The organism is Microbacterium sp. Mcb102, from assembly GCF_024519805.1.
GTDB lineage: Bacteria > Actinomycetota > Actinomycetes > Actinomycetales > Microbacteriaceae > Microbacterium.
This window is the reverse complement of sequence record NZ_JALJRG010000003.1, coordinates 273,682-299,384: the sequence shown is the minus strand read 5'-3', so window position 1 is coordinate 299,384 and position 25,703 is coordinate 273,682. Positions and strand designations below refer to the sequence as shown.

Sequence of the window (25,703 nt, the reverse complement as noted above, 5' to 3'; positions counted from 1 at the left end):
TGTCTCCAGGGTCAGTGCGTGTAGGGACGGTGCTTGTCGATGGCGTCGGAGAGCTCGACGCCGAAGCCGGGAGTCTCGGGCACCTTGAGTCGGCCGTTCACGGGCACGGGCTCGCCCACGAGCATCGGCGAGAACATCGGCACGACCTCCTCGGCAGTCGGGTGCATCATGAGGAACTCCGCGAACGGGCTGTTCGTGCGCGTCACGACGAAGTGGTACGAGTACACCGACGATCCGTGCGGAACGACCATGGTTCCGTGCGCGTCCGCGAGCGCCGAGATCTTCAGCAGCTCGGTGATGCCGCCGCACCAGCCCACGTCGGGCTGGATCAGGTCGACGCCGGTCTCGAGCAGCTGCCGGAATCCCCACCGCGTCGCCTCGTGCTCGCCGGTGGTGACGAGCACGGTGGAGGGTGCGCGCTTGCGCAGCTCGGCATAACCCCAGTAGTCGTCGGGGATGAGCGCCTCTTCGATCCACTTCAGCCCGTGCTCGGCGGCCGCGTGGGCGAGGCGCGTCGCGTACTCGACGTCGAGCGACATCCAGCAGTCGTACATGAGCCAGAAGTCGTCGCCGACCTTCTCTCGCATGTCGGCGAGCAGCTCGATGTTCTTCCGCATCCCCTCCTCGCCCTCGGCGGGGCCGTGGTGCAGGGGCATCTTGCCGCCGATGAAGCCGAGCTCCTTCGCGCGATCGGGGCGCGCGCCGGTCGCGTAGAACTGCAGCTCGTCGCGCACGGGGCCGCCCAGCAGCTCGAAGACGGGCACCTGTCGCACACGGCCGAGCAGGTCGTAGAGCGCGAGGTCGACGCCGCTGATGGCGTTGAGCACCACACCGCGCCGTCCGTAATAGAGCGTCGACTTGTACATCTGATCCCAGATGCGCTCGATGTCGGTGATCTTGCGGCCTTCGAGGAAGCGTGCCAGGTGCTTCTCTACGATGAACGCGCCGATCTCGCCGGCGGTCGTCACCGAGAAGCCGACCGTGCCGTCGCTCGCCTCGATCTCGACCACGAGGGTGCCGAGCACGTTGATGCCGAAGCTCTGCCGCGACTGCCGGTACTCGGGGTACACGCTCATGGGCGTCGCGATGTGATCGTCGATCCAGTGCTCGGCGCCCTGGTCGTGGTAGTCCGCTCCGCCGCCGCGCACGGTGTAGGCGCGGACCTCGCGGATGGTGGGGGTGCCGGTCATCGTGTCTCTTCCTCTCGGTCGAATCGGACAAGGACTTTGCCCGGGGTGCCGTCGCCCGCCGCGAGGGCGGAGAAGGCGGTGTCTGCATCGGCGACGTCGATCTCGCGGCTGATCAGCGTGCGGTAGACGTCGGGGTCGGCGCCGATGATCTCGGTGGCATCGGCGAAGTCGTCGGATCCGTAGGTGAAGCTGCCGATGAGCGATCGCTCCTCGGTGCTGACCAGGAACGCGTCGATGGTCACCTGCGGAGCCCCCATCCCGACCAGGCAGATCGGGGCTCCGAGCGTGGTGCTGGTGAACGCGTCCCGCAGCGTCGGGGTGATCCCCACCGCGTCGAGCGCCGCGTCGGCGAGCCCGCCGCCGGCACGGAGCTGGTCCGCGACCGGACCGTCCGCCGGATCGATCGTCTCGGCGCCGAGCCGCCGCACGAGCTCGCGGCGTGCGGCATCCATCTCGCTCACGATGATCGTCGCGGCGCCCGCGTCGCGCAGGGCGATCACGATGGACTGGCCGATCGGACCGCCGCCGATCACGAGCACGCGTCCGAGGCTCCCGGCGGGGAGTCGGCGCACCGCGTGCACCGCCACGGCGAGCGGCTCGATCAGCGCACCCAGTTCGATCGGCAGGCCGTCGGGCAGCGCGACGACATTGCGCGCCGGGACGACGACGTAGTCCGCGAACGCGGCGGGGATCTCCTTCGCCACGCCGATCACATGCTTGCCGGGGTGGTGCTGCTCCCGTCCCGCGAACGCTGCGGCATCCTCGGCGGGCACGACGACGGGGTTGAACGTCACCGCCGTGCCGACCGCGAGCTCGTCGACACCGGTGCCGAGCGCGGCGATCGTCCCGCTCGACTCGTGCCCCATCACCTGCCCGGGGAACCGGCGTCCGTTCTCGCCGGTGTAGCCGTGCACGTCGGATCCGCAGATCCCGGTCGCGGCCACCCGGATGAGTGCCTCGCCGGGGCCGGGCTGCGGAATCGGGGCTTCACGGACGTCGAGGCGTCCGATCTCGGTGAGCACGAGCTCGCGCATGGGCGTATGTCTCCTTGATCTGCCGGGCGCGGTCAGCGCTGGCCGGCGGTCGTGGTCGTGGCGAGTCCGACGCCGTCCGTCTCACGGACAGTGGGGCTGACGACCTTGCTGAGGGCGATGAGGCCGGCGCCGACCAGGGCGATCGCGGCCAGGATGATGAGTCCCGCGCTGTCGCCGAACGTGGCGTCCGCCCAGTTCTTCAGGACCGGCGCGAGGAAGCCGCCGAGGCTGCCGAGCGAGTTGATGAGCGCGATGCCGCTCGCGGCTGCCGCTCCCAGCAGGAACGACGTCGGCAGCGTCCAGAACACCGGCTGCACCGAGATGAACCCCGCCGCACCGACGCTGAGCGCGGCCAGGGCGATCAGCGGATCCTGGATGACGGCGGAGAGCACGATGCCGACGCCGGCCGCGGCGAGCGCGCACGTGGCGATCAGGCGGCGCTGACCCGTGCTGTCCGCGAGTCGGGAGAGCACGAAGGTGACGATCAGCGCGAAGGTCCACGGCACGGCCGTCAGCAGGCCGACCTCGAGCCCGACGGGCTTGCCGACGATCGTGGCGATCTGGGTGGGCAGATAGAAGGTCACCCCGTAGACGCTCATCTGGATCGTGAGGTAGATCGCGGCGAAGTACAGCACCACCGGGTTGGCGAGTGCGCGCAGGGCGCCCCGCGGCGAGTGGTTCTCCTTCGCCGAGTCCTCGGCTTCGAGTGCGGCCAGGAGCGTCGAGCGTTCACCCTCGCTCAGCCACTTCGCGTCCTTCGGGCCGTTGTCGAGGTAGAAGAACGCGACGATGCCGATGATCACCGTCAGGATGCCGGTCACCAGGAACATGAGCTGCCAGCCGTGGAGGCCGACCTTGCCGTCGAGGTCGAGCAGCATCCCCGACAGCGGTCCGCCGAAGATGAAGGCGAGCGGTGCGCCGAAGTAGAACAGGCCGTTCACGCGGGCGCGGAACTTGAGCGGGATCCAGTAGGTGAGGAACAGGATGACGCCGGGGAAGAAGCCCGCTTCGGTGATGCCGAGCAGCACGCGCAGGATGTAGAAGATCCACTCGTTGGTGGCGAACATCATGAGCGCGGAGACGATGCCCCACGAGACCATGATGCGCGCGAGCCAGATCTTGGCCCCGACCTTGCGCATGATCAGGTTCGAGGGCACTTCGAACACCGCGTAGCCGAGGAAGAAGATCCCGGCGCCGAGCGCGTACGCGGCATCCGAGATCCCGGTGTCGGCCTGCCAGGCCGCCTTCGCGAATCCGAGATTGGCCCGGTCGAGGAAGGCCAGGATGTACATCAGGAGCAGGATCGGGATCAGCCGGAGCGTGACCTTGCGGACGATCGCGGCGAGTTCGGGCCGCGTGGGGGACTGGGTGGACATCGGTGCATCTCCATTGACGAGGGAATCCAATGCGTTCACGTATGTGAATCTGATGTCTCAGACCTGAACGCGCGATAGTGTGACACACGTTCGCGTCGGACACAATTCATCCATCGGGGGAGACATGACAGACACCGCGCAGGCGCCGAGTGCCGTGAAATCCGCCGGTCGGGCCCTCGAGATCATCGAGTACCTCGCCGCGACCGATGCCCAGACGTTCCCGGAACTCCTCGGGGCGCTGGGGCTGCCGCGCTCGAGCGCGCACGGCCTGCTCCGCACGCTCGTCGACGCCGGCTGGGTTGAACTCGACCCGGTGAGCAAGCGCTATTCGCTGGGTCTCAAGGCCTGGCAGATCGGGCAGCGCTACGACGGGCACCGCCTGCTGCTCGAGGCCGGGCCGGCGCTCATGCGCGCTCTCACCGACGAGACCGGGGAGACCGTGCAGATGGCCCGGCTCGACGGGGTGGAGAACGTCTACATCGCGATCAGCCCGTCGCCGAACCCCATGCGTCTGGCGTCGAACGTGGGGATGCGACTCCACGCGCACGCGACCGGCATCGGCAAGGCGCTGCTGAGCACGCTCGATGACGACGACGTCATGCGCCGCCTGCACCAGGTCGCGATCCCGCGCCTGACGGCCCGCACGATCACCGACCCGGACGACATCCTCACGGTCATCGAGAAGGGGCGGGATGTGGGCTTCTTCGTGGACGACGAGGAGTTCATCGACGGATGCCGCTGTGTGGCGATGCCGCTCACCTGGCCGGAAGAGACGGGCGTTGCCGCCGCGCTGAGCATCACGATGCCGACCAGCCGCACCGACGAGCGGTGGCCGCACTCCATGGTCGAGCCGCTGCGGCGCACGGTCCTTCGCCTCCGCGAGGACATGCATCTCCGGGGGATCAGCATCGGCAACTAGGCTGGGGCCGTGCTTCTCAGTGATCGCGACATCAAGGCAGAACTCGCATCCGGCCGCGTCGGCCTCGAACCGCACGAGCAGGAGATGGTCCAGCCGTCGAGCATCGATGTGCGCCTGGACCGCTACTTCCGGCTGTTCGACAACCACAAGTATCCGTTCATCGATCCGTCGGTCGATCAGCCGGAGCTCACGCGTCTGATCGAGGTCGACCCGGAGGAGCCGTTCATCCTGCACCCCGGCGAGTTCGCGCTCGGTGCTACCTACGAGCAGGTCACGCTGCCGGACGACATCGCCGCCCGCCTCGAGGGCAAGTCGTCGCTGGGGCGCCTCGGACTCATCACGCACTCGACGGCCGGCTTCATCGACCCGGGGTTCACCGGGCACGTGACGCTCGAGCTCGCGAATGTCGCGACCCTGCCGATCAAGCTGTGGCCGGGGATGAAGATCGGGCAGCTCTGCTTCTTCCGGCTCACCTCGCCCGCCGAGAACCCGTACGGCTCCGGTCCCTACGGCAATCGGTACCAGGGGCAGCGCGGACCGACGGCCTCGCGGTCGTTCCAGAACTTCCATCGGACGGATGTCGGCGTGACCGACATCGGAGCAGTCGGAGGCTGACATGACGGACGGCAGCGGCAGCACCCCGGAACAGCCGGTCACCCCCGAGGAGACGGCGGTCCCCGAGGAGGCGCTGATCCCGCCCGCCGATGCCGTCATCCCGCCGCCTCCGCCCGAGATCCCGATCCCCGAGGGACTGCTCACGCCGCCGCCGTCGGCCGACATCCCCGATGCGGATGTCGTGATCCCGCCGCCTCCGCCGGACACGCTGCGTCGCTCCGACCGGGTACGCCCGACGCCCCGCATCCTCGACGGCGAGGCGCCGGCCGCGGTGGCCGAGGACTGGGCGCAGCCGTCGGTCGCGCCCGAGGTCCCGACGTCCGGCGGCTACGGCGGGTTCGTGGCCGTGATCTTCGCGTTCCTGTTCCTGCTGCTCGTCGCCGCGATCGTCGTGATCGTGGTGCTGCTGAACACGGTCGGGCTGCCCTTCGCGGGCGGAGCCGTCGTGCCGCAGTCCGTCCTCGCGCTGCTGGTCTGACCCCGGTTCGGTTCTGACGCCGCGTCAGGCCGCGCTGACCGCGAGGAGGAACCAGGCGGAGTGCGGGATCCACTGCTCCGCCCAACGCCACGAGTCCGGTCCCTCCGCGGTCGCAGCCGTGAGGAAAGCGATGCCGTGCTCGTCGTCAGGGTGGCTCGTGATGCCGTTCACGAGCCCACCGGGCAGGTTCGGGAAGTCGGGCGAGTACTCGACGTTGTTGCGGCCGCGTCCCTGCAGCATGCACACGTCGAACGGGTTCCGCCCGAGCACCCAGTGCACCTGATCGGTCGCGAACCGGCGCAGGCGTTCCGCGAGCGCGGGGTCGCACTCCGAAAGCGCGGCGACCGCATGCGCCGCGAACGCGAGCGACCCGAGGTTCGCGTTCTCGCCCTGCCACCAGTATCCGGTGTCGTTCTCGTGCGGGAAGAAGAAGGAGTCGCGCACCTCGCCCCCGCGCGGCAGCACCCTCTGGCGCGGGTACCCGAAGGGATTGTCGACAGCATCCGTGCGGCGCAGCAGATCCTGCATGACCAGCACGGCCAGCTCTCGTGCCCCCTCGCCGAACCGCGCATCGGGAACGACATCCGCGTAGCGCAGCAGCGCGATCACCGGCAGACCCGTCTCGACGGCTGAGAAGAAGGGCCGCCCGTCCGTCCAGGCCTCGAACCAGCCGGGCTCATCGCGAGACGTCCGGTAGCGGTCGATGAGGGCGGCGGCGCGACGATCCGCTGCCGTCGTGAATCGCGCGACCTCGGCGGGATCCGCCGCCGCCACGAGCTCGGATGCCGCCAGCAGCGCACAGTAATCGTCGACGATCGACTCGGAGCTGTCAGTGAGTGCTCCATTCTCCAGGTCGAGCCCGAACAGATAGTCGCGGTTGTGCGCCTCGAGGTCGTCGAATGCGCCGACCGCTGCAGCGAGGTACTCGGCGCTCGTGAAGTCGCCGTGCTCCTGCTCGCGTGAAGCTCGCGCCAGGGCCGCGATCGCGACTCCGCCGCCACCGCGGTACGAGGCGCGGTAGCGATCGGTGCGCACGCATTCCGGCAGCGGTGCGTTGATCACCCGCTCCTCGAGGTTCTTGGTCAGCCCGTCGAAGATGCCGCTGTAGAAGGCACCTTCCGGCGTGCGGAAACGTACGAGGAAGTCGGCTCCGAACAGCGCCTCATCGCGCAACCGGGCACCCAGCGCACGATGGAAGCGCGGATGCCGCTCCGCCAGCTGATCCCGCGCCTCCAGGAACGACCACGCGCACAGCGGGATCTGCTGCGGGCTCATGGTCGGCGAGTATGTCAGGTGGCTGAGGAACTTGCTGGTGTCGCCCGACGCGTCGAGCCACCCGCCGCGGGCATCGACGGTGAACCCCGAGTCGTCGCCGTAGCGGAGAGCTGCGGCATCCTTCCGCTCGATCTCGCCGCTGGAGCGTGCGGCTTTGAACGCGAACAGGACATCGGAGAGCGTGCCGGCGGCGAGCCGCTCCTCGCCGATCGTGAACGTCGCGGAGGACACCACCTCATCGTCGACCGCCGCCACGATGCGATAGCGCCCCGGTGCGTCCACGTGATCGAAGTCGACGCGGGAGTACGCGCCGGTCTGCCAGTCGTCGACGCGCGCCGCCGGCCGGGGGGCCAGCCGCACACGGGAGATGTCGTCGAGCGACAGCAGCTCGACGTGCGGAATCGCTCCCGGTTTCCGCAGCTCGATGAGCGCTGACTTGGGCGCCCCGACGTCGTAGCCGAGGTGGGTGGTGAGGATGCGCATGTCAGCCCTTGAGTGCTCCGGCGAGGACCGCGTTCTCCATCTTCTCCGCGAACACGGCGTAGACGAGGTACGCGGGGATCAGGGTGATGAGGATGCCGGCGGCAAGTACACCGTACTGTGCGGCGTTCGCGATCGAGAGCGTCGGCAGTGCCACCTGCGCCGTGCGCAGCGACGCCTCAGGCCCAATGATCACGAGTGAGAAGAAGTACTCGTTCCAGAACGACAGGAAGTTGAGGATCGCGACCACGGTGAGCGTGGGGATCGCGAGCGGCACGTACACCGACCACAGCACCCGCAGGGGGCCGGCGCCGTCGAGCAGCGCCGACTCCTCGAGCTCGGCCGGGACGGCACGCATCGCCTGTGTCAGCAGGATGACCGTGAGTGGCATGGCCGAGGCGGGGAGGAAGAGGATCAGGAACTCACGGGTGTGGAACAGGCCCATCATGATCGACAGCAGCACGGTCGGCACCAGCGCCGCGAAACCGGGGATCAGGAATCCGAGCGCGAACACCCGCTCCACCATCCGGCCGACGGAGCCCTTTGCGCGAGCCAGAGCGAACGCGGCGGGAACGGCGAGGGCGAGGGTCAGGATCTCTGCGCCGACCGTGATGTACGCCGAGTTCACGAGTGCCGTGCCGAGCGACGCCTGTGAGAAGGCGAGCCCGAAGTTGTCGAGCGTGAGGGGGGTGAACGGCGAGAACGGCTGGTTGAAGATGTCTGTGTTGTGCTTGAACGCCGAGATCAGCAGGTAATACAGAGGTGCGGCGAGGAGGACCACGTACAGCCAGACCCCAGCGTGCGCGAGGTACTTCATGGGGCCGGTGCGGGCGAGCGCCCCGCCGCGCGTGCGACGGCGGGCGGCCGGACGGGACTGCGGCGAGGAGGCGCGCGGAGCGGTGGGAGCGGAGACGGCGGTCATGCGAGCGGGTCCGATCAGTACTTCTGCCGGAAGGCCCGGCGGATGATGAGGATGCCGGCGACGCCGACGATGAACAGCACCACGGCGACGGCCTGGCTGTAGCCGACCTTCGACTGGTTGAAGGCGAAGTCGTACACGAGGAAGGAGAGGGTCGCGGTGGCGTTGCCCGGCCCTCCCTTGGTGAGCAGGAGCACGACGGCCGCGGAGGAGAACAGTGTCCACAGGAACTGGAGCATCGTGACGACGCCGACGAACTCGCGGCACATCGGCCAGGCGATGCTCCACATGCGGCGGAAGTGCCCGCAGCCGTCGATCTCCGCGGCCTCGAACACCGAGGCGTCGATGGAGTTGAGGCGGGCCGCGAGCATGATCGCCGACACCGACATGCTGCACCAGATCGTGACGATGATGATGGCCCACATCGCGCTGTCGCCGTTGGCGAGCCAGGGGCGTGCGACCTGGTCGAGGCCGATCGCGTCGAGGAATCCGTTGATCATGCCCTTCGGAGCGAAGACGCCGACGAAGACCATCGCCAGCGCCGATGCGGACAGCAGAACAGGGGTGAACATGAGTGCGCGTACGAAGCGGTGCCCGCGGGGCTTGAGGTTCAGGTAGTACGCGATCATGAACGCGCCGATCACGACGATCGGAAGTGTCACGACGAGCTGGAGGATCGTGTTCCCGGTCGCGAGCCAGACCACAGGGTCCTGAACCAGGCGGGCGAAGTTGTCGAGTCCGGCCGGTGTGCGCGGGGCGATCAGGCCGCGCCAGTTGACCGTGGAGAAGTAGAACAGGCTGACCAGTGGTCCGATCGTGAAGACGAGGAACCAGACCAGGGCAGGGAGGGTGGCCGACAGCTGCACCAGCTCGCCGCGTCGTCGGGCCGCCGCACGCCGTCGGGCCACGCTGTCGGGGGAGTATGCGGTCATGGGGGATGACTCCAGCAGTGAGGAGGGCGGCCCGACCCGGTGATCGGGCCGCCCTGGCGGGTTACTTCGCGGCGGCGTAAATGTCGTCGACGGTCTTGCAGATCGTCGCGGCATCGGTGCCGGGGGTGAACGCGACCGAGGTCGCGCGGTACATCGGGTTGGAGACGTCGGCCGGCACGTAGATGTCGGGCATCACCGGGAAGTCGACTGCTTCGGGCAGGTCGCTCAGTGACTGCGCGAGCAGCGGCGAGGTGACGCCGGACGTGTCGCCGCCGAAGTCGGCCACCGGGATGACGCCGCCCTCGTCGAGGATGCCCTTGAGTACATCCTCGCCGTACATGTAGGTGATGAGCTTCTCGACGGCGTCGATCTTCGACTCACCGTTCGGGCTGATCCACCAGCCGGCCGAGGTCGAGCCGCGATAGGCGAGGGGCTTCTCGAACGGGGCTCCGTCGGCGACGGGGAGGCCGCCGAGAACGGTCGCTGCAGCGAGCTCTTCGGATGCGGACGGATAGGCCCACGAGCCGAGTGGGGCGATCGCGGCCTGGCCGTCCATGTAAGCGGCCTGCGCTTGGTCGGCGGTGTAGCCCTCGACCCCGTCGACGAACACGCCGGCGTCACGGAGCTCGACCAGCAGATCGATTCCCTTCATGGCGTCGGGGTTGTCGCACGTGCCGCCCTCGGCGTAAACCTGCTTGGCCTCGTCGGTCGAGAGGAACATCTCCAGGAACTGCAGGAAGATCTTCTGCCCCGACCAGTCGATGCCGCCGAGGACCACGGGCGCGATGCCGGCGGCACGCAGCTTCTTCGCCGCATCCACCAGTTCTTCGGTCGTGGTCGGCACGCCTTCGACGCCCGCCTGCGTGAGCAGATCGGTGTTGTACCACCAGGGCCATGTGAAGCCGGAGTACGGGAACGCGCGGACGTTGTCCTCGGCATCCGTCCAATCCACCAGGGCATCGTCGGGAAGTCGATCGGCGATGCCCCACTCCTCGATATAGTCGTTGACCGGCACGACGGCGCCGTTGATGGCCCAGTCGAGCTGCTTCTCGAGAAGTCCGACCAGAAGGACGTCGGCCTCGTCGCCGGCGAGGAGGGATGTCTCGTACACCTGGTTCAGGTTGTCGCCGGACTCGAGCACCTTCACGTCGATGCCCGTCTCTTCGGTGAAAGCCTCGAACGCCTCGAACAGGGGCTTGTTCTGCGCCTGGCTGGCCGTCCAGTTGGTCTGGACGACGATCTGATCGGGCGACGACGGCTCACTGCTCGCGCAGGCGCCGAGGCTCGCGGCGAGCACGAACGCGCTGGCACCTGCCAGGGGGATGGACACGCGCTTCTGCACGGTGGACCTCCTTGTCGGCCGGTCGGACGCCGGCGGTTCCTCGAATGGTACTGTCACGGACTCTAAGTGGTCAACACTGGTATCTTGTTGTAATCAAACGGTAACGTCCGGGAGTGGACGAGATCATCCTCGGTCGGGGAAGAGAACGACCCCCTTCACGAAGTCGGTCGGCCGCGACTCCATGAGCTCGTACGCGCTGTCGATGTCATCGAGCTCGAACGTGTGGGTGATGAGCGGACGGTAGCTGAACCGACCGTCGGCGATCATCGCCAGCCCGTCCGCCATCGCTCGCAGCGTGCGCGGTCGTGCAGGGGAGAAGCCGTTCACGATCGTCACGCCCTTGTACCAGAGCTCCATGTCCATCGGCGCGTCGCCGGCGTGATGGTAGCCGACGACGCAGACGGTGCCGTAGGGGCGGACGAGGCTGGAGGATGTGGCGAGCGCCGAGGTGACTCCGGCTGCCTCGACCACGACATCCATCCGCTGCTCCCGCCCGCCGGAGGCGGAGGTGAACTCCGCCGGCAGCTCGTCGGGGTGGTGAGCCTCGTGCGCGCCGAGCGACAGGGCGCGTTCTCGGGCGGCGGGATTCGGGTCCACGGCGACCAGCAGCCCGGACAGGCGCGCGGCGGCAAGCTGGATCAGTCCCAGGCCCATGAAGCCGAGTCCGACCACGGCGACCCGGTAGCCGGGGAGGATGCCGCTGCGGGACAGTGCCTCCTCGAGGTCGGCGAGCGGCTCGCCGATCACGTGCTGCGGCGCGAACCCGGCGGGCACGCGCAGGATCGAATCGGCGTCGAGGGCAACTTTCGTGGCGAAGCCGTCGCCGCCGAGCCCGGTGACGAGCTCGCCCACGCGCCAGCGTCCACCGGTGTCGCCGACCTCGCTGATCCGCCCGACCGTCTCATGGCCGAGGCGCACCGGGTTGGCGGGGTCGCCACGCTCGCGCCAGGGCGTGCGATCCGACGTGCACACGCCGCAGGCCAGGGTGTCGATCACCACCTGTGAACGCGAGGGGATCGGGTCGGGCGCCGTGACGATCTCGGATCGGCGGGGGCCGATGACCTGGCTGATGAGCATGGATTTCTCCTCCGGTTGGCGTCATTGCGGGCAGCCGCCGCTTGTCTCAAATGGACAGCAAGTGGTTGTGCTCATCATAGAAGCGTATTAGCTTGGCCCTCAGTGGTATTTTCATGGACTACTGCAAACGCTCGAAGGAGAGGCCATAGTGTACCAATTCACCCATCGGGGAGGTCCGCGATGACGGCGGGTCTGACCGCCGCTGTGGTGGGTGCCGGCGCTCAGGGCGCAGTGCACGTCTTCGGTCTCTCCCGAATCCCCGGATTGCGCATCGTCGCGGTCAGTGACGTGGACGCCGATGCCGCGACCGCTCTCGCCGATCGTCATGGCGCCGGTGCGTACACCGATCTGGAGGCCCTGTTCTCGGAGCAGCGGGTCGACATCCTGAGCGTGTGCGCTCCCGCCGCCGTCCACCGCGATGCGATCGATCTCGCCCTCGCGCACGGCGTGAGGGCGATCCACTGCGAGAAGCCGATGGCCCTCACCTACGGTGACGCCCTGCACCTCGTCGAAGCCTCCGCCGCGCACGGGGCGCTGCTCACCATCAACCACCAACGCCGCTTCGACCGCATGCACCGCGCCGTCCGCGAGTCCGTCCGAGCGGGCGTGATCGGCGAGGTGACCGGAGCGCAGGGCTACTGCGCCAACCTCTTCGACTGGGGTTCGCACACGGTCGACCTGCTGCGCATGCACCTCGGCGACCCGCGCGCGGTGTCGGTGCTCGCCCAGATCGACGTCGCGGCGCGCAAGCGCGTCTATGGAGCAGCGACCGAGACGGCCGGCATCGTGAAGGTGCGCTTCGACTCCGACATCGACGCCGTCATCACGACTGGCCGTGAGGAGCGCCTGCACCCGCTCGGAGACAACGGCATCGTCCTGCAGGGCACGCGCGGTCGGGTCGAGGTCTTCGGCGGACGGGCTGTCGTGCATGCGGACGGTCGGGATCCGCGGGAGCTCCGGGAGAGCGTCGGTCCGGAGTTCGCGATCGAGCTCGGCGGCGTCGACCCCGCGATCATCGAGCAGACCTCCCTCGCCCTCGCCGACCTCGTGCAGGCGGCGAAGGGCGGTGTGGAGCCGGTGTTGCAGGCCCGCCACGGACTCGCCGCGGCGGAGATCGTCTTCGCCGCCTATGAATCCAGCGTGCGCCGCGGACTGGTGCGTCTGCCCCTCGACGTGCTCGACAACGCTCTCCAGCGCGGACTGGACCAGGGACTGTGGACGCCCGCGACCGAGATCGTTTCGACCTACTGACGTGAGAGATATGAATGAGATGAGAGAGGCCGTGGCATGAGAGTGCTCCTGCGGCGAGGACTGTTCTATCTGATCACCGCGTTCGCGGCGATCACGATCAACTTCTTCCTGCCCCGGATGATGCCGGGAGACCCGATCGAACGGATGCTGACCAGATTCCAGGGACAGCTGAGTCCCGACGCGGTCTATGCCTTGAGGCAGCTGTTCGGTCAGGGCGACGACAACGTGTGGAACCAGTACTGGGAGTACTGGGGCAACATCTTCACGGGCAACCTCGGGGTGTCGATCAGCGCCTACCCCGCGCAGGTATCGACCATGATCCTGCAGGGGCTGCCGTGGACGCTGTCGCTGATCGGCATCTGCACGGTGCTCAGCTTCGTGATCGGCGTGGGCCTCGGGATGCTCGTCGGCTGGCGCCGTGGGTCGTGGATGGACGGGCTCGTCCCCGCCACGACGTTCATCTCGTCGATCCCGTACTTCTGGTTCGGGCTGATCATGGTCTACATCTTCGCCGTGAACCTGCACTGGTTCCCGCTGTCCGGCGGCTATGAGCCCGGGCTCGTGCCCGGCTTCAACCTGGAGTTCATCAGCAGCGTGATCTCGTACGGCATGCTGCCGGCGATCACGATCATCGTGTCTTCGATCGGCGGCTGGCTGTTGGGCATGCGCAACATGATGGTCACCACCCTGAGCGAAGACTACGTACTGCTCGCCCAGGCCAAGGGGCTGAAGACGAGCCGCGTCATGCGGACCTACGCGGGTCGCAACGCGGTGCTCCCCTCGCTCGCGAGCTTCGCCATGTCGCTCGGCTTCCTGGTCGGCGGCTCGATCGTCACCGAGGTCGTCTTCAACTACCCGGGCCTCGGGTACACCCTCTTCCAGGCCGTACAGCAGCAGGACTACCCGCTGATGCAGGGCATCTTCCTCGTGATCACGATCACGGTGCTCGTCGCGAACCTCGTCGCCGACTTCGCCTACGTGCTCCTCGATCCACGCACCCGACAGGAGGCCCGCCGATGACGACGCCGCTCACCGCCACCATCGCCGCACCGAAGGCCCCGGCGAAGAAGGGCCGCAACCTCGACTGGCTGCGCGGCCTGCGCTCCGCCAAGATCGTCGTCGGCGGAACGGTGTTCCTGCTGTTCGTGCTGGTCGGCATCTTCGGGCCCATGCTGCTCACGACCGATCCGAGCGCCGTGAGCACCGACGTGCTGCTCCCGCCGTCGTCCGAGCACTGGCTGGGCACGACGCACACCGGGCAGGACCTGTTCGCGCAGATGGTCTACGGCACCAGGATCTCGCTGTTCGTCGGTGTGGTCTCGGCGTTCTTCGCCACCGGGCTGTCGCTCATCGTCGGCCTCACGGCGGGTTACGTCGGCGGCCTCGGCGATGAACTGCTGTCCGTGCTGTCGAACATCTTCCTCGTCATCCCGGGTCTCCCGCTCGTGGTGATCCTCGCCGGCTATCTGCCGAGCACCGGCTCGGTCGGCATCATCATCGTGATCGCCATCACCGGCTGGGCGTGGGGCGCCCGCGTGCTGCGCGCCCAGACGCTCTCCTTGCGCAACCGCGACTTCGTCGAGGCTGCGCGCGTAGCGGGGGACCGCACCTTCCGGATCATCTGGAGCGAGATCCTCCCGAACATGCTCGCGATCGTCGCCTCGTCGTTCCTCGCGACGGTGACCGGCGGCATCCTCACCCAGGCCGGGCTCGCGTTCCTCGGAATGACCGACGTGACGGAGTGGTCGTGGGGCGGCATCCTCTACTGGGCGCAGAACAGCTCGGCGCTGCTCTACGGAGCGTGGTGGTGGTTCGTGCCGCCCGGGCTCGCGATCGCGTTCGTCGGCACGGCCCTCGCCCTGGTCAACTTCGGCATCGACGAGTTCGTGAACCCGCGCCTGCGCGCAGCGGGGCTCGGGACGAAAGCCGGTACGAAGACGCAGTTCAAGCGCCCACGGCAGCCCCTGCTGAATCTGCGTCGGCCCCGCCGCGACCTCGACGACACCGGCGACTTCGTGGCCGGGGAGACCGTGCTGCAGATCTCGAACCTCACGGTCGAGTACCAGACGCACGAAAACGGCGCGTTCCGCGCGGTCGACGACGTCAGCCTCACCCTGCACCGCGGCGAGATCGTCGGTCTCGCCGGAGAGTCCGGCTCGGGGAAGACGACGCTCGCGTACGCCGTGACGCGTCTGCTGCGCCCGCCGGCCGTGATCACGAGCGGCGAGATCGTCTACACGGGCCGTGACGGAGAGCACCTCGATGTGCTCGCGCTCGACGACCGCGACCTGAAGGCGTTCCGCTGGTCCGAGGTCGCGATGGTGCTGCAGTCCGCCATGAACGCGCTGAACCCGGTCATCTCGATCGGCGACCAGATCGAGGACATCTTCATCGACCACGATCTGCGCCTCAGCAAGGAGGAGCGCCGGCGGCGCGCGGCCGACCTGCTCCGCACCGTCGGCATCGACCCCCTGCGCCTCGCCAGCTACCCGCACCAACTGAGCGGCGGCATGCGCCAGCGCGTCATGATCGCCATGGCGCTCTCGCTCAAGCCGCGCGTCATCATCATGGACGAGCCGACCACCGCGCTCGACGTGATCGTGCAGCGCAGCATCATCGACGAGATCGCCCGGCTACGGCACGACTTCGGGTTCGCGGTGCTGTTCATCACGCACGACCTCGGTCTGCTGCTCGAGATCAGCGACCGCGTCGGCGTCATGCGCAAGGGGCGCCTGGTCGAGGAGAACACCCCGGCCGCGCTGCTCGATCACGCCCAGGACGACTACACCCGCCACCTGCTGAAGTCGTTCCCGAGTCTGCGCGGCGACGCGCCGATCTCCGGCGGCGGACGCTATGTCGCGGAGGACGGCGAGCCCGCCTCCGCCTCCGAGGAAGTGGGAGCACGATGACCACCCTGCATGCGGTGAAGCTCACCAAGGACTACCATCTGGGCCGTCGCGGCGACATGCTGCGCGCGGTCGACGGCGTCTCGCTCACGGTGCGGCCGGGGGAGACGGTGGCGCTGGTCGGCGAGTCCGGCAGCGGCAAGTCCACCATGGCGAAGATGATCCTGCGCATCACGGATCCCAGCGAGGGCGAGCTCCGGCTCGACGACGAGGTGGTGCCGCGCGGACAGCACGGTATCCGTCCCTACCGCTCGCGGGTGCAGATGGTGTTCCAGGACCCGTTCGCCTCGCTCAACCCGCTGCGCACCGTACGGCACCACCTGCGGCGCCCGCTGCGGGTGCATCGCATCGTACGCGGACCGAAGGAGGAGCAGGCGGAGCTGGAGCGCCTGCTGGATTCGGTGAACCTGTCGGCGGAGTACCTCGACAAGTTCCCGCACGAGCTCTCGGGCGGACAGCGGCAGCGCGTCGCGATCGCCCGTGCCCTCGCCCCGCGCCCCGAGGTGCTGATTGCGGACGAACCGGTGTCGATGCTCGACGTGTCGATCCGCATGGAGATCCTCGAGTTGCTCGACCAGCTCAAGGTCGACCGCAACCTCGCCGTGCTCTACATCACGCACGACCTTGCGACCGCTCGGCACTTCTCGAGCCAGATCGTCGTGATGCGCAACGGTCGAGTGGTGGAGCGCGGACCGAGTGACGCCGTGATCGCCGTCCCCATCCACCCCTACACGCAGCTCCTCGTACGCGCGGCACCCGATCCGCGCTCAGATCCGTTCGAGGTGGACGTCGACCGTCGCCTGCGCCACCCCGAAGTCCAGGTGAGCGAAGCGGATCCGACCGAAGCGCGCGGCGTCGACGGCGTCCATTGGGCGCGCGAGTGGGACGACGACGACAGCGTCACGCGTCTTCTCGCCGACAACCGCATCCCGGGGAAGGAGGGCGTCGGCTCGCCGTAGCGAGCGCATCCGCAGTTCCGCATGACCCGAAGTGTCTACGCAGTCTCAACGAAAGGAAGTCGGCATGCCCATGCGCACGTCGAAACGAGCGGCCATCGCCACCTTGGCCGTCGCAGCACTGATCACCGGCCTCGCGGCCTGCAGCCCGAGCGCATCCAGCAATGAGGGCGGCGACTCGATCCTCACGGTCGGGCGCTCGTCGGCCTCCGTGCAGCAGGTGTTCAACCCGTACCTCCCGACCACCGCCTATCAGCTCGGCTCCGAGGGCATGATCTATGAGCCGCTCGTGCAGGTCAACACCACCAAGGCCGGTGACTTCAAGCCCTGGCTCGCGACCGAATGGGAGTGGAACGCCGAGGGTACCGAGCTCAGCCTCCAGCTCCGCGACGGCGTGACCTGGACCGACGGCGAAGACTTCACCAGCGAGGACGTCGTCTACAGCTACCAGCTGATCAAGGACCACCCCGAGCTGAACCTCACCGGCATCCAGTTCGACACCATCACCGCACCGGACGAGCACTCCGTCGTGCTGACGTTCGCGACCCCGTCGGCGAACTTCTTCGACAAGATCATCTACCTCAGCATCGTGCCGGAGCACGTCTACGGCGAGATCGACGACGTCGCCGGTTACGCCGACGAGAAGCCGGTCGGCACCGGAGCGTTCATGCTCGACACGTTCACGCCGGAGAGCTACACGCTCGTCAAGAACCCGGACTACTGGCAGAAGGGCAAGCCCGCGATCGACGGCCTGCGCTTCGTCCCGTACAAGGACAACACCGCGGTTTCGCAGGCCATGGTGCAGGGCGACGTCGACTGGTGCAGCTGCTACATGGCCAACGTCGAAGAGACCTTCCTCTCCAAGAGCGACGACTTCCACATCCTGTGGTCGGTCGTCGGCGCGGACGGCCTCATCACGAACAACCAGAGCTACCCGTTCAACGAGCGCGAGATCCGCGAGGCCGCGAGCCTGGCGATCGACCGCCAGCAGGTCGCCGATGTGGCCAACCGCCCGGCGGCGACGTGGAAGGGCGGCCTGCCGCTCCCGGTGTTCGAGGACTCCATCGCTCCCGGGCTCGAGGACGAGCTCTACGAATACGACGTCGACGGTGCGAAGAAGATCCTCGAGGGCCTCGGCTTCACGATGGGCGATGACGGATACTACGAGCGCGACGGCGAGCAGCTGGCCTTCCAGATCACGATCCCGCAGGCGTTCACCGAGCAGGTCGCGGCCGCGCAGATCATCCAGTCCAACCTCAAGGAGGCCGGCTTCAAGGTCGACGTCAACGGCGTCGCGGTCGAGGCGATCAACGGCATCACCAGCAAGGGCGAGTTCCAGGCGACGATCGGCTACCCGATCGCCACGCAGCTCCTCGCGGTGAACCTGTACGACTCGTGGATGAACCCCGCGTACTCGCTGCCGATCGGCGAGGCCATCCCGACGTACCAGAACATCCAGCGCACGGAGGACCCGGAGATCGCGCAGTACTTCACGGACTACTTCGCCGCGACCAGCGATGACGAGCGCACCGCCGCCGTCACCGGTCTGCAGGAGCAGTTCATCGAGGAGACGCCGTGGGTCGTGCTCTCGTACTACCAGGCGTACGCCGGGTGGAGCGAGAAGAAGGCCACCGGATGGCCCCAGGAGAAGGACCCGTACTGGGGTGCCTTCGTCAACCCGGTCGTCGCTCTGGAGCTGCAGCCCAAGTGATGACCGCACGCGGCATCGTCTGAGCGACCGCCGTGTGACCACAGGGGGCGCCTCTCCGGAGGCGCCCCCACCTGAACCACCTGAGGAGACCCGTCCCATGTCCACCAGCCCCCGCGCCCTCGTCGTCGTCGGCGGCGACGACACCCACCACGACCTCCTCGGCGCCGCCGACGTGCTCACCCGCATCGGGGCGAGCGCCGGGTTCGCCACATCGCCCGCCGTCGGCATGCAGCGGTTCGTGGACGCGCGCCCCGAGACGGCGGACGCCGACGTCTACGTGCTCTACGACTCCGGCGCTTCGTTCCCGGCCGCGCAGCAGGCGGCGCTCGCAGCGTCGGTGACCGCGGGCAAGGGCGTCGTCGCGCTGCACATGTCGAACGTGATGGGCGACCCCGAGGGCGTCGACAGCGCCTTCCACGCGCTCCTCGGCAATCACTACCTCTCGCACGGCCCCGGACACCACGAGGGCAGGCACCACATCCAGATCGTCGCGGCGCACCCTATCACCGAGGGTGTCGACGACTTCGAGCTCTTCGACGAGTACTACGAGTTCGCGTTCGCTGATGACGACCACGCGGTCCTCGCGGAGCGCACTCGCGACGACGGCGTGCGCATCCCCGTGCTCTACGTGCGCGAGGTCGGCGAGGGGCGCGTGGTCTACCTCGCGCTCGGCCACGACATGCGGGCGTGGGGCGAACCACCCTTCCGTCGGCTCCTCGCGCAGGCCATCCGCTGGGCCGGCCGCGCATGAGCCTCCCCGGCGCCGCCGTCATGCTCTACACCGTCGACGCGCTGCTCGACGACGACTTCGAGGGCGTGCTGGAGCGCATCGCCGCCCTCGGCTACACGGGGGTGGAGACCTACGGCCTGCACGGCCGGTCGGCCACCGACGTGAATAAGATGCTGAAGCGCACTGGACTGACCGTCGTCAGCGCGCACGCGCCGTTCCCCTTCGGCCCCGATGCCGCACGCATACTCGACGAGTACGCCGAGCTCGGCACCCCGAACCTCGCCTGGAGCATGGAGGCCGAGGAGTTCGATGACCTCGACGCGATCGAACGCGGACTCGAACGGGTCAACGGCGGTGTGGAGGCCGCGAAGGCGCACGGCATGACCGTGGCGTATCACAACCACCACGCCGAGTTCCGGAACGTGATCGACGGTCGGAGCGCCTACGACCTGCTGCTGGAGCGCCTGCACCCCGATGCCCGTGTCGAGCTCGACCTGTACTGGGCCGCAGTGGGCGGGGCGTCTCCCGCCGAGGTCGTGCGGTCGATCGGTCCACGGCTGCGCTACGTGCACGTCAAGGACGGCCCCGCCCTCACCTACGGGCAGGACACGCTCGTGCCGATCGGACGGGGGGCCGTCGATGTGCTCGGCGCCCTTCAGGAGCCCTCGACGCTCGAATGGCACATCGTGGAGCTGGAGAAGCTCGACATCGATCCGTTCGACGCCCTCGACGAGTCGTACCGGTACCTCACCGGGCACGGCGTGACGGCGGGCGCTCGATGAGCGCGCTGCGGGTGCTGTTCCTCGGCGGCGCCGGGATGATCGGCTCGGCGGTCGCGCGCGAGGCCGTGCAGCACGGGATCGACCTCACCGTCGTCACCCGGGGTGAGCACGGCCGGGCCCTGCCGGCGGAGGTGCGCGGCATCCGCGCCGACATCCGCGACGGCGCGGCTCTCGACACCGCGCTGGGCGACACGGAGTACGACGTCGTCGTGAACTGGGTGGGTTTCAGACCGCAGGACGTGCTGCCCGACGTCGAGCGCTTCGCGGGGCGGACGGGGCAGTACGTGTTCGTCAGCACCTGCTCCGTTTTCGGCCGCCCGGTGCCGCAGCTGCCCATCACCGAGTCGAGCCCGCGCCGCCATCCGGCCTTCGGGTACGCCCGGGAGAAGCTGGCCGCCGAGCTCGTGCTGGAGGATGCCTACCGGGAGCGCGGCCTTCCGCTCACGATCGTGCGTCCGATGCACACGTACGACGAGACCACCATGATCTTCCCGGTCACGTGGACCGCGATCGAGCGCCTGCGTCGGGGCGATGCCACTGTGGTGCACGGCGACGGCACCTCGCTGTGGACCCTGACGCACTCGAGCGACGTCGCGCGCGCCCTCGTGCCCCTGCTCGGGAACACGCACGCGATCGGCGAGAGCGTGAACCTCGTCAGCGGAGACATCCTCACCTGGGACCAGATCCACGCCACCCTGGCTGCCGCCGCCGGAGTGCGCGATCCGCTCCTGGTGCACCGCTCCAGCGAGTCGATCGGCCGCGAGGTACCCGGCTGGGCCGAGGTGCTGCAGGAGGACTTCCGCCACTCCATCCTGTTCGACACGACGAAGCTGCAGCGGCTCGTGCCCGGCTACCGCCCGAAGGTCTCGTTCGCGGAGGGCGCTCGCCGCATCGTCGCGTGGCACGAGGAGGACGCCGCGCGCCGTGCCTTCGACGACGAGCTCTCCGCCGCGTTCGACCGCCTGATCCGGAACGGATGACATGACCGATACGACCGTCCCTCCCTCGATCGCCACTGCGTCCGCGCTGTCGATCCAGCTCTACAGTCTTCGCGACCGGCTCGGCGACCGCCGTGCGGCGACCCTGGCCGCGCTCGCCGCACTCGGCTATGCCCAGGTGGAACCCTACGACATCCTGAGCGACCCGGAGCAGCTCGCGCGCGAGCTCGCCGCCGCGGGCCTCACCGCGCCGACCGCTCACGTCAAGCTGCTCGACACCTCCGTCGAGCGGGCGATCGCCGCGGCGCGCACAGTGGGCGTGGAGACACTGATCGTGCCGTGGGCGGAGCCCGCCCTGTTCGCGGACCGCGCCGGCGTCACCGCGCTCTCCGAGCGGATCAACCTCGCCGCCGCGCGCGCCGCCGAACACGGACTTCGCGTCGGGTACCACAACCACGACTTCGAGTTCTCGGCGCGCATCGACGGCCGCCCGGCGTGGGAGGTGCTCGTCGAGCTGCTCGACGAGCGGGTCGTGCTGGAGGTCGACACCTACTGGGCGAGCGTCGGCGGCGCGGACGTGTTCGAGCTGCTGCCGCGCCTGGCCGACCGTATCCGCGCGGTTCACGTGAACGACGAGGAGCCGGAGCCGGACGACCCGCCCACGCTCGGCGTCCCCGTGGTCGGACGCATGCGCGAGGTCACCGCGCTCGCCGCGGACATCGGTGCCCTCGTGGTGGTCGAGGTCGTGGTGGGCGGCGACCCGCTGCCCGCCGTCGAGCGCAACACCCGGTTCTTCGCGGAGGCCCTGTCATGACCCCCGAGCCGGTGCGCGTCGGAGTCATCGGCGCGGGCAACATCTCGGACGAGTACCTCGCCACGCTGCGCGCGGCACCCGGCGTCGACGTGATCGGGGTCGCCGACCTCGACCGCGAGCGCGCGGCGGCGCAGGCGCGGAAGCACGGTGTGCCCTTCTCGGGGGACACCGCGGAGCTGCTCGCCCTGCCCGGACTCGAGCTCGTGGTCAACCTGACGATCCCGGCGGTGCACGCGCAGGTCGCGCTGCGGGCCATCGCGGCGGGGAAGCACGTGTGGGGCGAGAAGCCGCTCACGCTCGATCGGGCTTCGGCCCGCGCGGTGCTCGATGCCGCGACAGCCGCCGGGGTGCGCGTCGGCAATGCGCCGGACACCGTGCTCGGCCGCGGCATCCAGCAGTCCCAGCAGCTGATCGCCGAGGGGCGCATCGGCACCCCGCAGACCGTGCTCACGCTCATGCAGGGCCCCGGGCCGGACGCCTGGCATCCGCGCCCGGAATTCCTGTTCGCCCGCGGCGCCGGTCCGCTGTTCGACATCGGCCCGTATTACCTGACGACGCTCGCGCTGCTGTTCGGCCCGATCGACACCGTGCAGGCGCTGGGCCATCGCGCGTTCGGTGTGCGCACGGTGCCCTACGGCGAGCGGGCGGGCAACCGCATCCCGGTCGAGGTCTGGACCCACGTGAGCGTGCTCACCCGGTTCCGCTCCGGGGTGGTGGGCACATCGATCTACAGCTTCGACTCTCCCGTGCGGCGCCAGCTGTTCGAGGTCACCGGCTCCGGCGGCACTCTCACCGTGCCGGTGAGCGGCTTCGACGGTCCGAGCGTGCTCGTGCCGGCCGGTCGGCCGCAGCCCGAACCCGAGGAGCTCGTGCCCTCGGGCGCGGAGCGCGAGCGCGGCATCGGGGTGGTCGAGATGGCCGCGGCGATCCGTGCCGATCGCGAGCCGCGGGCGAGCGGTGCGCTGGCCTTCCACGTGCTCGACGCGATGCTCGCGATCGAGGAGTCGGTCGATGCCGCGGCTCCCGTGGCCGTGGCCAGCTCGTTCGATCCCGTGCCGCGGCTGGACTCGCAGTGGGGTGCGGGCGGGTCCTGGCAGTGACGGTAACGCTGAGGACTTAGAATGGTCGTTACTGGTATGGTGCATCGGCGCCGTGTACCGTGCAGAGTGGAAGCCACACATCCGAGGGGGCAGGGATGACGAGCAGCATCAGTGAATCGCCGATTCGTGCGGACTACCCGGAGCCGTTGTGGATCCAGGCCGTCAACCTGATCAAGGTCGAGATCTCGTCCGGCCGTCTCACCGAGGGCATGCGCCTGCCTCCGGAGCGCGAGCTGTGCACGCAGCTTGGCATCAGCCGGGTGACCCTGCGCAAGGCGCTGCTGCAGCTCGTCGACGAGGGCGTGCTCAGCTCATCTCACGGACGCGGCTGGTACGTAGCGTCGGCTCCCGTCGCGAAGGAGTGGCCGAACAGCCTGGAGTCCTTCAGCGAGACGGCACGGAGGATGGGCCTGGAGTCCACGTCGATCGTCCTCCGTGCGGAGACCGGCCATGCGAGCCTCGACGAAGCCGAGGCCATCGGTGTGGCTCCCGGCACGCCGATCTTCCGGCTCGACCGCATCCGTCTGCTCGACGGCGTGCCCATCGCGCTGGACGCCTCGGTCGTCCCCGCCGCGCTGCTGCCCGACGTCTCGAAGATCGACTTCGCCGTCGACTCGCTCTACGACCTGCTCGACGCGGCCGGTTCCGGGCCCGAACGCGCGGACAGCACGATCGAGGCGCGCGAGGCTGACACGCAGTCGGCCGAGGCGCTCAGCGTCGCCGTGGGGAGCCCGCTGCTGGTGATGCGTCAGGCGGCGCACGGCTCCGATGGTCGCGTCGTCTCCCTCTCCACGATCCGCTATGTCGGTGAGCGCTATCGCCTGCGCACCGTATTCACCCGCGGGGCCGGTCCGACGCGCTGAAGCTGCGGTTCGAATCGCGCACGTGGTCGCACCCAGAGCTCGGACGGCACCCTTCGCGCGATTCGAAAGGCATCAGGGGAGCCGATTCGCCAGGAACCAGGCGCCGGCGACGGGCTGTTCGTCGAGGACCACGAAGTCGAGATCCGGATGCCGCTGCGCCAGCAGAGCGCGCACCGACTCGGCAAGACGCGGCTGGGCGGTGATGACGCCCCCTGCGGCGATCACAGTCCCACCGACCGCGCCGCGGCGCCGCAGCTGAGAGACCAGACGCACGAGGTGGTCGGCGCCGTCGTCGATGACGCGGGTGGCAAGAGCGGAGCCGGCGTCGGAGGCGCGGAACACCGCAGGGGCGCGAGGGCCCCAGTTGGCCATGGTCGCATCGTCGTTGACGGCGCGCGCCAGGCGCTCGGCATCCGCGACATCGAACTCGGAGAGCAGGGCGCCGAGGAGTCCGTCGTCGGGTTCGCCGTCGTCATGCGCGAGGAGGGCGGCCTTCGTCGCTTCGCGCACCAGGCCCGCAGCTCCCGCCTCGTCGCCGATCACCCACCCCCAGCCGCCCGTGACGAGCGGCGAGCCCGCGGCATCCGTGGCGACGCCGATCGCGCCGGTGCCCGCGATCAGCCCGATGCCTTCGTCGAGTCCCGCAGCCGGGACGAGCAGGGCGGCATCGTTGACGCAATGCACGCGCTCGTGACCGCGGTGTCGCAGCGCCCGCTCCAGGTCGTGCGCGACCTGCAGGTTGTCCAGCCCCTGCGCGCCGATCGCCAGTGCGCCGATCGCCGATCCGGCGGGCAGTGCCCGCTTCAGCACGTCGAGGAGCCAGCCGGCTGCGGCATCCGCGGGTTCGGCATCCCATTCTGCAGCGCTCACGACGACATCGGCGACCAGGTCACCGTCGGGGGTCGTCGCGCGCACAGCTGCCTTGGTCCCGCCGACATCCATTCCGACGATGAGCTCCTCGCATCCGACGGGGGCGTCGTCGGCTGAGGTCACTGAGCCGCTCCCGCGTCGACCTTCGTGTCATCGTTGTGGAACACGAACTCCTCGATCTCCACGCCTCGCGACTGTGCGACCGCCGCGACCAGGCCCTGCAGGAACAGCGCCTCGAGCACCGCTCGCGCATTGGACGAGCTGTGCGGCAGGCGGATCACCTCGAGCTCGTCGCCGCCCTCGGCGTCATCCGTGGTGATGAGCACGACGCGGTGCCCCGCCGCACTGAGCGTGCGAGCGACCTCGTGCTCTCGCTCACCGCCGAAGAGGATGTGGGCGCCCTCGCCGGCGGACTCCATCGAACCGTGCAGGTACTGTCGGGTGCCCATGGCGCTCGCCGGGATGCGTGCGACCTCGCGGAAAAGCAGCGCTCCGGCCTCGGCTGAGCCGGTGGAGGGGCCACCTCCGACGAAGTCGAGGCTCGGGGCCGACGTGATCAGGGCCGCGGCGCGGTCGATCTGTGGTGCGAGCATGGTCTCAGTCTCGCGGAACAGCGCGGCGAAGTCGTGCCAGGCGGGGTCGACCGCACCGCCCGCCCAGGCTTCGGACAGCATGCTCAGCGCGACGACGGTCGCGGTGTAGCCGATCGTGGACGCATAGCTATCCGGGATCGAGCCGAGTCCGACCAGATGCGTCGCCAGATCCGAGAGCGGGGAGGGCACCGTGTTCACCACTCCGCAGCGGAGGGCGGCCGGGATCGTGTTCAGAGCAGCGATCGTCTCGCTGCTCCGTCCGCTCTGCGATACTCCGACCACCGGGTGGTCTCCGGTCGCGAGAGGCAGTGGGGTGTCGCCGGCATCCAGCCGCCAAGCGGTGATGCCGCGCTTTCGCAGGTGCCACACTGCGGGCGCTGCGGCCGCGAGGCTCGCCCCGATTCCGAGGAAGAGCGGCCCGGTGTCGTCGAGGGCACCCTTCGCGGCGAGCTCGAGCACCTGTGCCTCGATGCGCGGGATGGCCGCGGCGAGCGCGTCGGCCTGTCCGGCAGTGGCCTCGGCGTAGCTGATGTAACCGTCCATGTCGTTCCT

The 25,703-nt window shown here is 68.8% G+C and carries 24 protein-coding genes; 14 read left to right on the top strand and 10 right to left on the bottom strand.

The window, feature by feature from the left end; all coding sequences use genetic code 11:
* Positions 1-11: 11 nt before the first annotated feature.
* Genes rhmD through OC372_RS10355 form a run of 3 tightly spaced genes read right to left on the bottom strand, consistent with a single transcriptional unit; the run spans position 12 to position 3,600 of the window.
* Positions 12-1,190, bottom strand: coding sequence for an L-rhamnonate dehydratase (gene rhmD, locus OC372_RS10365; RefSeq protein ID WP_167632726.1), 1,179 nt, complete (start codon positions 1,188-1,190; stop codon positions 12-14).
* On the bottom strand, positions 1,187-2,224 hold the full coding sequence (locus OC372_RS10360; RefSeq protein WP_262001881.1) for a zinc-dependent alcohol dehydrogenase: 1,038 nt from the start codon (positions 2,222-2,224) through the stop codon (positions 1,187-1,189). The genes rhmD and OC372_RS10360 overlap by 4 nt, the downstream gene beginning before the upstream one ends.
* A 32-nt stretch (positions 2,225-2,256) precedes the next feature.
* Positions 2,257-3,600, bottom strand: coding sequence for an MFS transporter (locus OC372_RS10355; protein WP_105711520.1), 1,344 nt, complete (start codon positions 3,598-3,600; stop codon positions 2,257-2,259).
* Positions 3,601-3,724: 124 nt separating this feature from the next.
* On the opposite strand from OC372_RS10355, the gene OC372_RS10350 reads away from it, so the two are divergent.
* The 3 genes from OC372_RS10350 to OC372_RS10340 are packed head-to-tail and all read left to right on the top strand — an operon-like array spanning position 3,725 to position 5,612.
* Complete coding sequence (locus tag OC372_RS10350) at positions 3,725-4,519, top strand: IclR family transcriptional regulator (RefSeq protein WP_262001878.1); 795 nt, start codon at positions 3,725-3,727, stop codon at positions 4,517-4,519.
* 9 nt (positions 4,520-4,528) lie between these two features.
* Positions 4,529-5,134, top strand: a complete 606-nt coding sequence (dcd, locus tag OC372_RS10345; protein WP_029264458.1) for a dCTP deaminase — start codon at positions 4,529-4,531, stop codon at positions 5,132-5,134.
* 1 nt (position 5,135) lies between these two features.
* Positions 5,136-5,612 (top strand): hypothetical protein, encoded by a 477-nt coding sequence (locus OC372_RS10340; protein WP_105711522.1) that lies wholly within the window; start codon positions 5,136-5,138, stop codon positions 5,610-5,612.
* Positions 5,613-5,636: 24 nt separating this feature from the next.
* Here OC372_RS10340 and OC372_RS10335 read toward each other — a convergent pair whose 3' ends face one another.
* The 5 genes from OC372_RS10335 to OC372_RS10315 all read right to left on the bottom strand — a co-directional run bounded on the left by OC372_RS10335 (position 5,637) and on the right by OC372_RS10315 (position 11,637).
* Positions 5,637-7,370, bottom strand: a complete 1,734-nt coding sequence (locus OC372_RS10335; RefSeq protein WP_262001875.1) for a glycoside hydrolase family 9 protein — start codon at positions 7,368-7,370, stop codon at positions 5,637-5,639.
* Between the two features lies 1 nt (position 7,371).
* A complete protein-coding gene (locus OC372_RS10330) occupies positions 7,372-8,289 on the bottom strand; it encodes a carbohydrate ABC transporter permease (protein WP_262001873.1) in 918 nt (305 codons plus the stop codon).
* A 14-nt stretch (positions 8,290-8,303) separates the two neighbouring features.
* Positions 8,304-9,218, bottom strand: coding sequence for a carbohydrate ABC transporter permease (locus OC372_RS10325; RefSeq protein ID WP_262001871.1), 915 nt, complete (start codon positions 9,216-9,218; stop codon positions 8,304-8,306).
* Positions 9,219-9,279: 61 nt separating this feature from the next.
* A complete protein-coding gene (locus OC372_RS10320) occupies positions 9,280-10,410 on the bottom strand; it encodes an ABC transporter substrate-binding protein (protein WP_410054865.1) in 1,131 nt (376 codons plus the stop codon).
* Positions 10,411-10,683: 273 nt separating this feature from the next.
* Positions 10,684-11,637 carry a zinc-binding dehydrogenase gene (locus OC372_RS10315; RefSeq protein ID WP_262001867.1) on the bottom strand — a complete coding sequence of 318 codons (954 nt, stop codon included), beginning with the start codon at positions 11,635-11,637 and terminating at the stop codon, positions 10,684-10,686.
* A 180-nt stretch (positions 11,638-11,817) separates the two neighbouring features.
* Here OC372_RS10315 and OC372_RS10310 point away from each other — a divergent pair, with 180 nt between their 5' ends.
* From OC372_RS10310 to OC372_RS10260, 11 genes are all read left to right on the top strand, one after another.
* Entirely contained in the window at positions 11,818-12,888 is a 1,071-nt protein-coding gene (locus OC372_RS10310; RefSeq protein ID WP_262001866.1) for a Gfo/Idh/MocA family protein, read from the top strand.
* A gap of 36 nt (positions 12,889-12,924) precedes the next feature.
* Positions 12,925-13,908: an ABC transporter permease gene (locus tag OC372_RS10305; RefSeq protein WP_262001864.1), complete on the top strand. Its 984-nt coding sequence runs from the start codon at positions 12,925-12,927 to the stop codon at positions 13,906-13,908.
* Positions 13,905-15,797, top strand: a complete 1,893-nt coding sequence (locus tag OC372_RS10300; protein WP_262001862.1) for a dipeptide/oligopeptide/nickel ABC transporter permease/ATP-binding protein — start codon at positions 13,905-13,907, stop codon at positions 15,795-15,797. Before OC372_RS10305 ends, OC372_RS10300 begins: the two co-directional genes overlap by 4 nt.
* Positions 15,794-16,753: an ABC transporter ATP-binding protein gene (locus OC372_RS10295; protein WP_262001860.1), complete on the top strand. Its 960-nt coding sequence runs from the start codon at positions 15,794-15,796 to the stop codon at positions 16,751-16,753. The genes OC372_RS10300 and OC372_RS10295 overlap by 4 nt, the downstream gene beginning before the upstream one ends.
* 64 nt (positions 16,754-16,817) lie before the next feature.
* Positions 16,818-18,461: an ABC transporter substrate-binding protein gene (locus tag OC372_RS10290; RefSeq protein WP_262001858.1), complete on the top strand. Its 1,644-nt coding sequence runs from the start codon at positions 16,818-16,820 to the stop codon at positions 18,459-18,461.
* A gap of 97 nt (positions 18,462-18,558) precedes the next feature.
* Entirely contained in the window at positions 18,559-19,212 is a 654-nt protein-coding gene (locus OC372_RS10285) for a ThuA domain-containing protein (protein ID WP_262001856.1), read from the top strand.
* A complete protein-coding gene (locus tag OC372_RS10280) occupies positions 19,209-19,973 on the top strand; it encodes a sugar phosphate isomerase/epimerase family protein (protein WP_262001855.1) in 765 nt (254 codons plus the stop codon). Before OC372_RS10285 ends, OC372_RS10280 begins: the two co-directional genes overlap by 4 nt.
* Positions 19,970-20,953, top strand: coding sequence for an NAD-dependent epimerase/dehydratase family protein (locus tag OC372_RS10275; RefSeq protein ID WP_262001853.1), 984 nt, complete (start codon positions 19,970-19,972; stop codon positions 20,951-20,953). The genes OC372_RS10280 and OC372_RS10275 overlap by 4 nt, the downstream gene beginning before the upstream one ends.
* Position 20,954: 1 nt before the next feature.
* Positions 20,955-21,725 carry a sugar phosphate isomerase/epimerase family protein gene (locus OC372_RS10270; protein ID WP_262001851.1) on the top strand — a complete coding sequence of 257 codons (771 nt, stop codon included), beginning with the start codon at positions 20,955-20,957 and terminating at the stop codon, positions 21,723-21,725.
* Positions 21,722-22,825: a Gfo/Idh/MocA family protein gene (locus OC372_RS10265; protein WP_262001848.1), complete on the top strand. Its 1,104-nt coding sequence runs from the start codon at positions 21,722-21,724 to the stop codon at positions 22,823-22,825. Before OC372_RS10270 ends, OC372_RS10265 begins: the two co-directional genes overlap by 4 nt.
* 95 nt (positions 22,826-22,920) lie before the next feature.
* A complete protein-coding gene (locus OC372_RS10260; protein ID WP_262001847.1) occupies positions 22,921-23,688 on the top strand; it encodes a GntR family transcriptional regulator in 768 nt (255 codons plus the stop codon).
* A 72-nt stretch (positions 23,689-23,760) separates the two neighbouring features.
* On the opposite strand, the gene OC372_RS10255 is transcribed toward OC372_RS10260, so the two are convergent.
* Together OC372_RS10255 and OC372_RS10250 are read right to left on the bottom strand one after the other, a co-directional pair.
* Positions 23,761-24,681, bottom strand: coding sequence for an N-acetylglucosamine kinase (locus tag OC372_RS10255; protein WP_262001845.1), 921 nt, complete (start codon positions 24,679-24,681; stop codon positions 23,761-23,763).
* Positions 24,678-25,694, bottom strand: coding sequence for an SIS domain-containing protein (locus OC372_RS10250; protein ID WP_262001843.1), 1,017 nt, complete (start codon positions 25,692-25,694; stop codon positions 24,678-24,680). The genes OC372_RS10255 and OC372_RS10250 overlap by 4 nt, the downstream gene beginning before the upstream one ends.
* Positions 25,695-25,703 lie beyond the last annotated feature (9 nt).

What these genes read in the sequence shown, in the direction of transcription:
- rhmD (WP_167632726.1), bottom strand. Translation starts at nt 1,190, where the DNA reads ATGACCGGCACCCCCACCATCCGCGAGGTCCGCGCCTACACCGTGCGC.
- OC372_RS10360 (WP_262001881.1), bottom strand. Translation starts at nt 2,224, where the DNA reads ATGCGCGAGCTCGTGCTCACCGAGATCGGACGCCTCGACGTCCGTGAA.
- OC372_RS10355 (WP_105711520.1), bottom strand. Translation starts at nt 3,600, where the DNA reads ATGTCCACCCAGTCCCCCACGCGGCCCGAACTCGCCGCGATCGTCCGC.
- OC372_RS10350 (WP_262001878.1), top strand. Translation starts at nt 3,725, where the DNA reads ATGACAGACACCGCGCAGGCGCCGAGTGCCGTGAAATCCGCCGGTCGG.
- OC372_RS10340 (WP_105711522.1), top strand. Translation starts at nt 5,136, where the DNA reads ATGACGGACGGCAGCGGCAGCACCCCGGAACAGCCGGTCACCCCCGAG.
- OC372_RS10335 (WP_262001875.1), bottom strand. Translation starts at nt 7,370, where the DNA reads ATGCGCATCCTCACCACCCACCTCGGCTACGACGTCGGGGCGCCCAAG.
- OC372_RS10330 (WP_262001873.1), bottom strand. Translation starts at nt 8,289, where the DNA reads ATGACCGCCGTCTCCGCTCCCACCGCTCCGCGCGCCTCCTCGCCGCAG.
- OC372_RS10325 (WP_262001871.1), bottom strand. Translation starts at nt 9,218, where the DNA reads ATGACCGCATACTCCCCCGACAGCGTGGCCCGACGGCGTGCGGCGGCC.
- OC372_RS10315 (WP_262001867.1), bottom strand. Translation starts at nt 11,637, where the DNA reads ATGCTCATCAGCCAGGTCATCGGCCCCCGCCGATCCGAGATCGTCACG.
- OC372_RS10310 (WP_262001866.1), top strand. Translation starts at nt 11,818, where the DNA reads ATGACGGCGGGTCTGACCGCCGCTGTGGTGGGTGCCGGCGCTCAGGGC.
- OC372_RS10305 (WP_262001864.1), top strand. Translation starts at nt 12,925, where the DNA reads ATGAGAGTGCTCCTGCGGCGAGGACTGTTCTATCTGATCACCGCGTTC.
- OC372_RS10300 (WP_262001862.1), top strand. Translation starts at nt 13,905, where the DNA reads ATGACGACGCCGCTCACCGCCACCATCGCCGCACCGAAGGCCCCGGCG.
- OC372_RS10295 (WP_262001860.1), top strand. Translation starts at nt 15,794, where the DNA reads ATGACCACCCTGCATGCGGTGAAGCTCACCAAGGACTACCATCTGGGC.
- OC372_RS10290 (WP_262001858.1), top strand. Translation starts at nt 16,818, where the DNA reads ATGCCCATGCGCACGTCGAAACGAGCGGCCATCGCCACCTTGGCCGTC.
- OC372_RS10285 (WP_262001856.1), top strand. Translation starts at nt 18,559, where the DNA reads ATGTCCACCAGCCCCCGCGCCCTCGTCGTCGTCGGCGGCGACGACACC.
- OC372_RS10280 (WP_262001855.1), top strand. Translation starts at nt 19,209, where the DNA reads ATGAGCCTCCCCGGCGCCGCCGTCATGCTCTACACCGTCGACGCGCTG.
- OC372_RS10275 (WP_262001853.1), top strand. Translation starts at nt 19,970, where the DNA reads ATGAGCGCGCTGCGGGTGCTGTTCCTCGGCGGCGCCGGGATGATCGGC.
- OC372_RS10270 (WP_262001851.1), top strand. Translation starts at nt 20,955, where the DNA reads ATGACCGATACGACCGTCCCTCCCTCGATCGCCACTGCGTCCGCGCTG.
- OC372_RS10265 (WP_262001848.1), top strand. Translation starts at nt 21,722, where the DNA reads ATGACCCCCGAGCCGGTGCGCGTCGGAGTCATCGGCGCGGGCAACATC.
- OC372_RS10260 (WP_262001847.1), top strand. Translation starts at nt 22,921, where the DNA reads ATGACGAGCAGCATCAGTGAATCGCCGATTCGTGCGGACTACCCGGAG.
- OC372_RS10250 (WP_262001843.1), bottom strand. Translation starts at nt 25,694, where the DNA reads ATGGACGGTTACATCAGCTACGCCGAGGCCACTGCCGGACAGGCCGAC.